At 69.1% G+C, this 7165-nt stretch carries 5 protein-coding genes and 1 pseudogene; 5 read left to right on the forward strand and 1 reads right to left on the reverse strand.

The features are described 5' to 3' along the window. The first annotated feature begins 364 nt into the window (after positions 1 to 364). On the forward strand, positions 365 to 1594 hold the full coding sequence (locus D474_RS0125500) for a hypothetical protein (protein ID WP_017616316.1): 1230 nt from the start codon (positions 365 to 367) through the stop codon (positions 1592 to 1594). 58 nt (positions 1595 to 1652) lie between these two features. Here the strand turns inward: D474_RS0125500 and D474_RS30080 are convergent. Then, positions 1653 to 2878 (reverse strand): annotated as a pseudogene (locus tag D474_RS30080) (Gfo/Idh/MocA family protein). 440 nt (positions 2879 to 3318) lie between these two features. Between D474_RS30080 and D474_RS0125515 the strand changes: the two are divergent. The 4 genes from D474_RS0125515 to D474_RS30085 form a co-directional block, all read left to right on the forward strand. Then, positions 3319 to 4284 carry a carbohydrate ABC transporter permease gene (locus D474_RS0125515; protein ID WP_017616319.1) on the forward strand — a complete coding sequence of 322 codons (966 nt, stop codon included), beginning with the start codon at positions 3319 to 3321 and terminating at the stop codon, positions 4282 to 4284. Next, positions 4274 to 5161, forward strand: a complete 888-nt coding sequence (locus tag D474_RS0125520) for a carbohydrate ABC transporter permease (protein WP_026118796.1) — start codon at positions 4274 to 4276, stop codon at positions 5159 to 5161. The genes D474_RS0125515 and D474_RS0125520 overlap by 11 nt, the downstream gene beginning before the upstream one ends. 27 nt (positions 5162 to 5188) lie before the next feature. Further along, positions 5189 to 6328, forward strand: coding sequence for a Gfo/Idh/MocA family protein (locus tag D474_RS0125525; protein WP_040704482.1), 1140 nt, complete (start codon positions 5189 to 5191; stop codon positions 6326 to 6328). Then, positions 6321 to 7165, forward strand: an 845-nt coding sequence (locus D474_RS30085) for a DUF6807 domain-containing protein (protein ID WP_017616322.1), incomplete at its 3' end; no start/stop codon positions are given. The genes D474_RS0125525 and D474_RS30085, both read left to right, overlap by 8 nt.

The raw sequence follows: 7165 nt of genomic DNA on the forward strand, positions 1-7165 counted from the left end.
GGAGCTATGGGCCGGCGGGGTCGGCGCCGCCCTCCTCGACGTTTCCGGGCCCCGCCCACGGGGCGTCGGATCCCCGTGGGCAGGTCGCGGTGGAGAGCACCCCGGGGCTGGGGAGGCACTCATGGGCACTCCTCTGGTCGTGTGAGTGACGACCGTAGGCGGAAAGCGTTTTCTAGCCAACCCCCTCACGCGTTCGACACCCCTCCATGCCTGGCCATCACTGCTCTGCTGACCTGGCCCCCGTACCCCGAGCCGCGGAGAAAAAAGAACCCCCGTTCCGGGAAGGAGTCCCGCGTGCTACCTTCCACCCTCACAGGAAGCGCTTTCCCACTCGGAGCGCATTCCGGCAGGACAGGAGAGAACAGTGGCAAGACACGAACGCACGCCCCCCGGTCACGCCCGCCCCCGACGCTTCCGGCCGCCCCTGCCCGTACTCGTCGCCGCCCCCGTGGCCCTGACCCTCGGCGCGGGACTCCTGGCGACCGCGCCCACCCCCGGCACGGAACCCGAACTGACAGCGGGCGGCCCAGGGGCCACCCAGTGCGGCTCCGGCGACCACGCCGCCGAGGTCGAGGGAGGCGACGAGAGCGGCTGGACCGTCACCTCCTCCGGTGAGACGGTGCACGAGGGCGAGGCCCTGCTGGAAGCCATGCGCGCCGCAGTGGACTCCCTGGACCCCGACCGCTCCGAACAGGCAGGGGTCCTCGTCGAGGGATCGGGTGAGGTCCCGGCCGACGCGTCACTCGACCTGCCCAGCCACACCCTGCTGGAGGTGTGCGGCTCCCTCGACGTGGTCGGAGAGACGGACGGCCCCGAAGCCCCGGTAAGCGTTCAGAACGCGACCGACGTGGAGATACCGCACCTGGGCATGACCGGTGCCCCCTACTTCGGGGTGTTCGTGCAGAGCTCTGAGGAGGTGCATCTCGGACAGATCGACCTCGACCTCTCCGGCGGACTGGGCATCCGCATCGACAGCCGGGACGACGAGGGCACACGCGCCGCACGCAACATCAGCATCGACGAGGTGGACGTGTCCGGCGCCTCCAGCCACGGCGTGGAGACCTACGGGGTCGAGGGGTTCACCCTGGGCACGCTCACCGCCCGTGACGTGGGCGAGTCGGGGCTCCTGCTCAACGACACCGAGAACGCCGACGTCGGCCTGATCGACGCCGAGGACGTCGGCGAGGGCACCGGATACGCTGCCTTCCGCATGGCCAACCGCAACGGTCTGGTCGACGGCGCCCACCCGGACAACATCCACGTCGAGCAGGTGCGTGCCCGAGGAGGCGGCCGGGGCGTCTTCTGCGTTTCCGAGAGCGGCGGGGCCACCATCGACCGGGTGGACATCGCCGGGACCGGCAACGACGCCGTGCTGATCGAGAACTGCCACAACGTGACCCTGGCCGCAGAGGAGGGCACTGTCGAGGGCCCTGGTTCCGTCAACATCAGCGCGCGGGACGAGTTCGACAACAGCTCCGACGTCACGCTGTCCAACCTGACGGTGGTCGACTCGGCCCTCGGGGAGGACCCCTGCGCCGAGAACACGGTCGTGGAGAACGTCGAGCTGGACAACAGTGAGGACGGGACCTGCTGAGGCCCGGAACCGGAACACAGTACCCCCGGTGCCCCCGCGTGCGGGGCCACCGGGGGGCTCAGCCCAGGAGCTCGGCCACGCGCACCGGGCGGCCGCTCTCCATGGAGGCGTTGGCGCAGAGCCCGGTGACCAGGGCGTGGGCGCCGTCGGCGTGGTCGGGCCGGATACCGTCGTCGATCCCGCCGAAGAGGGTGTCGAGCATGAGAGCGTCTCCCCCGCCGTGGCCGCCGTCGCCGACCACGACCGGGATCTCCTGGGGCGGTTCCCAGTGCCGGCGCAGCCACAACCGGGCCTCTCCCTGCCGGTGTTCGTGGTCGGGCATCCCCCGCACCGGCGGGGCGCCNCGTTCTCGACCATGTCGAGCTCCAGCCGCCCCCGGCTCCCGGTGAGAGAGAGCCGATAGCCCTCCCAGGGCGCGTAGGCCACCAGGTGGTAGCTCAGTCGGACCCCGGTGTCGTAGCGCACGAGTACCGACAGGTCGTCCTCGATGGTGATGCCGGGGCCGAAGACGTTGAGGTCGCGCCGGTAGCCGTCCTCGTGCTCGGCCTCCAGGTACAGCTCGGTCAGCTCGGCACTGTCGGCCATGTGCAGCGCGAAGGGGTCGGCCTCGGACTCCGGGGAACCGTGGCTGCGCGTGTAGCCGGAGGCGGTGCCGTGCCGGCGCCCGTTCTCGTCCCCGTAGAAGAACAGGCGCCCGGAGGCGTAGACCTCCTCGGGCCGGGCGTTGATCCACCAGTTGACCAGGTCGAAGTGGTGGCTCGCCTTGTGCACGAGGAGTCCGCCGGAGCTGTGTTTGTCCCGGTGCCAGCGCCGGAAGTAGTCAGCGCCGTGGTTGCCGTCGAGCAGCCATTCGAAGTGCACCGAGCCGACCTCGCCGATCGTTCCGGAGGCGACGAGCTCGCGGACCTTGCGGTGGACGGGGTTGTAGCGGTAGTTGAAGCCGACCGTGACGCGGCCGCCGGTGCGGTCCTGGGCGTCGTTGATCCGCTCGAGCCCGTCGAGGTCGGCAGTGAGGGGTTTCTCGGTGATGGCGTCCGCGCCGGCCTCGAGTGCAGCGACGACGTAGTCGGCGTGGAGCCGGTCGACGGTGCAGACGACGGCCTCGTCGACGGCCTGCTCGCGGAGCATGCGGGTGAAGGCCTCGGCGGGATAGGTGGGGACGGGGGCGAGGCCCGCGTCGGAGACGATCCGGTTGTGCACGTCCATACGGGTGCGGTTGGTGTCGCACAGGGCCACGAGCCGGCCCTGGTGGCGGTGTTCGTGCACCAGTGCGTTGGTGTACATCCGGGCCCGTGAACCCGTCCCGACGATCGCGTACCTGCGTTGCTGGCTGGAATCGTTCACCCAGAGAGGGTAAACGCTTTCCAACTCCTGGACAAGACTCGGGTGGAGCGTTCGGACCACGGGCGGGCACGCGACACCGCTGTGCAACACGGCGCGCACCGTCCGACACTTTCCGAGGGGCGGAGAACCGCCGGTCAGCAGCGGAATCAACCCTCCGGCCGAGCTGACGTGACCATTGACACCCACGAAAGCCGGTGTTAAAAAATCCCCAACTTGGATAGCGCTTGCCAGGGCCCGGGCCGAGGTCCCCGAACCCCCGCCGACCAGCCCTTCCCGAGCGCCGAGCCCTTCTTCCCACTCCCACGAGAACGGCGGAACCCGAGCATGACCCCCTATCCGCAGCCCTGTGCTCCGAGCACGGCCAGAGGCGGTGGACCGGTGTGAGCACCCTCCAGACCAGCAGACCGCCGTCGCCGACCGTTTCCGAGGACCCCCGCCCCCGGAAACGCCGTCCCGCCCCGCGCACCGGCCTCAAGAACAAGGACAACCTCGCGGCCCTGGGGTTCCTCGCACCGTGGTTCCTGGGGCTGTTCCTCATCACCGCCGGTCCCCTGGCGGCCTCCCTCTACTTCTCGTTCACCGACTACAACCTGATCGGCGAACACGAGTGGGTGGGCCTGGAGAACTACACGCGCATGCTGGAGGACACCCGGCTGCACAGCGCGCTGTGGGTCACGTTCGTCTACGTTTTCGTCTCGGTCCCGCTCCAGCTCGCCGCCGCCCTGGCCCTGGCGATGCTCCTCGACCGCGGGCTGCGGGGACTGGCCCTTTACCGCTCGGTCTACTATCTGCCCTCCCTACTCGGCGCCAGTGTGGCGGTGGCCATCCTGTGGCGCCAGATCTTCGGTGAGGACGGGCTCATCAACCAGGTCCTGGCCTTCGTCGGGATCCAGGGCGAGGGGTGGGTCTCCCACCCCGACTACGCGCTCGGCACACTCATCGTGCTCAACGTGTGGACCTTCGGTGCGCCGATGGTCATCTTCCTCGCGGGTCTGCGGCAGATCCCTGCGATGTACTACGAGGCCGCGGCAGTGGACGGTGCGGGCCCGCTGCACCGGTTCCGGCACATCACGGTGCCCATGCTGACCCCCATCATCTTCTTCAACCTCGTCCTTCAGCTCATCCAGGCGTTCCAGACCTTCACCCAGGCGTTCATCGTCAGCGGGGGCACGGGCGGACCGTCCGATTCCACCCTCTTCTACACGCTCTACCTCTACCAACGGGGGTTCGGCGCCTTCGACATGGGTTACGCGTCGGCCATGGCCTGGCTGTTGTTGCTGATCATCGGCGGTTTCACTGCGGTGAACTTCCTCGCCTCCAAGTACTGGGTCCATTATGAGAACTGAGACAGCCCCGCCCACCACACAGACGCAGAAGCCCCCGAAGCAGGGGCCGAGCCGGCCGCCACGGCGGTATCTCATGCACGCGGGTCTGATCGTCTTCGGGCTGATCATGCTGTACCCGCTGCTGTGGATGGTCTCCAGTTCGTTCAAGCCCACCGAGGAGATCTTCCGGGATCCGGGGCTGATCCCCACGAACTTCACACCGGAGAACTACACGGAGGGGTGGAACGCGCTCGACCGGCCGTTCCACCACTACATGTGGAACTCGGCCGTGGTCGTTCTGGGATCGATCGTCGGCAACCTCGTCGGGTGCTCGATGGCGGCCTACGCCTTCGCCCGGCTGGAGTTCTTCGGCAAGAAACTCTTCTTCGCGATCATGCTCGGCACGATCATGCTGCCGATCCATGTCCTGATCGTGCCGCAGTACATCATGTTCTCGCAGCTGGACTGGATCAACACGTTCTACCCGCTGATCGTGCCCAAGCTCCTGGCCACCGACGCCTTCTTCATCTTCCTGATGGTGCAGTTCATCCGTGCCCTGCCCAAGGACCTGGACGAGGCCGCCCGCATCGACGGATGCGGGCACGTCCGCATCTTCTGCCGGATCATCCTGCCGCTGTCGCTGCCCGCCCTGGCCACGACCACCATCTTCACCTTCATCTGGACCTGGAACGACTTCTTCAGCCAGTTGATCTTCCTGACCGACCCGGACATGTACACGGTCCCGGTGGCCCTGCGCACCTTCGTGGACGCCACCTCCGACACGTCGTGGGGCCCGTTGTTCGCCCTGTCGGCCATCGCCCTGGGACCGGTCTTCGGCTTCTTCCTCGCCGGCCAGAGATATCTGGTCAAGGGCATCGCCACGACCGGCATCAAGTAGGGCCACACCTCGACCCACGGAGCTTCGATGAACCCTCTACCCTCCTCACCCGTGCGCGCGGCCGTGGTCGGCTGCGGCGGCATCGGCCGGGGCGCGCACCTGCCCGCCCTGGCGGCGCAGGGCGAACGTGTCACCGTGGTCGCGCTGGTCGACCTCGACCCCTCCCTCGTGGAGGCCACGGCGGACCGATGGAACGTACCGGGGCGCTACACCTCGCTCGAGGCCATGCTCACGGCCGAGTCCCCCGACCTGGTCGTGGTGGGCACGCCGCCGTCCGACCACAACCGGGCCGTGTCCGCGAGCCTGGACGCGGGGGCCTGGGTATGGTGCGAGAAGCCCCCGGCGCTGTCCCTGACCGAGTACGACGACGTGTCCTCCCACGAGCGCGAGGGCGGCCCCTACGCCGGTTACGTCTTCCAGCACCGCTTCGGGTCGGCCGCCCAGCACCTGCGCGGCCTGATCGACGACGGCGTGCTGGGCCGCCCGCTCGTCGGCGTGTGCCACACCCTGTGGTTCCGCGGCCCCTCCTACTTCGAGGTGCCCTGGCGCGGGCGGTGGGAGACCGAGGGCGGCGGGCCGAACATGGGCCACGGCATCCACCAGACGGACCTGATGTTCTCGCTGCTCGGCGACTGGTCGGAGGTCACCGCGGTGATGGAGACGAAGGCGCGCGACATCCGGACCGAGGACGTGGCGATGGCCATCGTGCGCCTGGAGTCGGGCGCGAGCGTGTCGGTGGTCAACAGCGTGCTCTCCCCGAGGGAGACGAGCTACCTGCGTCTCGACTTCGAGCACGCCACGGTCGAGCTGGAACACCTGTACGGTTACGACAACTCGCACTGGCGCGTCACCCCGGTGGACCGGGACGAGAGCTCCCCCGCCCCGCAGTGGTGGCCGCCGGACAGGGACCAGGCCGGCTCTCACACGGCCCAGCTCGCCGAACTGCTCGACGCCATGGAGCAGGGACGGCGCCCCGCGACCGGCGGTCGCGAGGGACGGCGCGCCCTCGAGCTGGTGGCCGGCATGTACCGCTCCGCGCTGACCGGCACGACGGTCCGGCGCAGCGAGCTCAGCCCCGACGACGCCTTCTACCACGCCATGCACGGACCGGACCCGGAGGCGGCCTCGGCCGCCCTGGCACGAACGGAGACCCGCACCCATGTCTGAGACCCCCCGCACAGAGCGCTCCGGTGACGTTCTCGCCGTGTCCGTCGGCGAGGTGGAGATCGCCCGCTACGTCCTGCGCGACGACGCCCCGCTGGCGGAGTCGCCCAAGCCGTACCTGCATCCGCTGCGCACCCTGAGCGGTGCTCCCCTGACCGGGTACAGGCCTTCGGACCACCGGTGGCACAAGGGCCTGCAGATGACCCTGTCGCACGTGTCCGGCCAGAACTTCTGGGGAGGGCCGACCTTCACGGCCGAGGACGGTTACCAGTGGCGCGACAACAACGGCAGCATCCGGCACGACCGGATGCGTAGGGCCGGTGGGGACGGCGGCGCGGCCACGGTCGCCGAGGACCTCACCTGGATCTCCTCGACCGGCGAGCACTGGCTGGAGGAGAAGCGCACCCAGCGGTTCCACTCCGCGGACCAGGGCCGGGGCCTGTGGGCGCTCGACTTCTCCTCGACCCTGGCCAACGTCTCAGGCCGGGACCTGCACCTGGGCAGCCCGACCACGGCGGGACGCCCGAACGCGGGTTATACCGGGTTCTTCTGGCGCGGCCCCCGTGCGTGGACCGGCGGGGACCTGGTCTCGGCCGACGGGCGCACCGGAGACGAGGTCATGGGATCCGAAGCGGACTGGGTCGCCTTCAGCTCCGAGCACGACGAGATCGACGGCGGTGCGACCGTGCTCTACCTCGCCGGTTCCAGCAGCGCTCCGGTGCCGATCACATGGTTCGCGCGCACCTCGCCGTTCCCCGTGCTGAGCCCCTCCTTCGCCTTCGACGAGGAGGTCGTGCTCGCGCCCGGGCAGACGTTGTCACTGCAGCACCGGCTGGGGTT

Origin of the sequence: Nocardiopsis salina YIM 90010 (genome assembly GCF_000341025.1) — a bacterium.
GTDB classification, from domain to species: domain Bacteria; phylum Actinomycetota; class Actinomycetes; order Streptosporangiales; family Streptosporangiaceae; genus Nocardiopsis; species Nocardiopsis salina.

Coding starts and splice junctions, on each gene's coding strand:
- D474_RS0125520 (WP_026118796.1), top strand. CDS start 4,274: ATGAGAACTGAGACAGCCCCGCCCACCACACAGACGCAGAAGCCCCCG.
- D474_RS0125525 (WP_040704482.1), top strand. CDS start 5,189: ATGAACCCTCTACCCTCCTCACCCGTGCGCGCGGCCGTGGTCGGCTGC.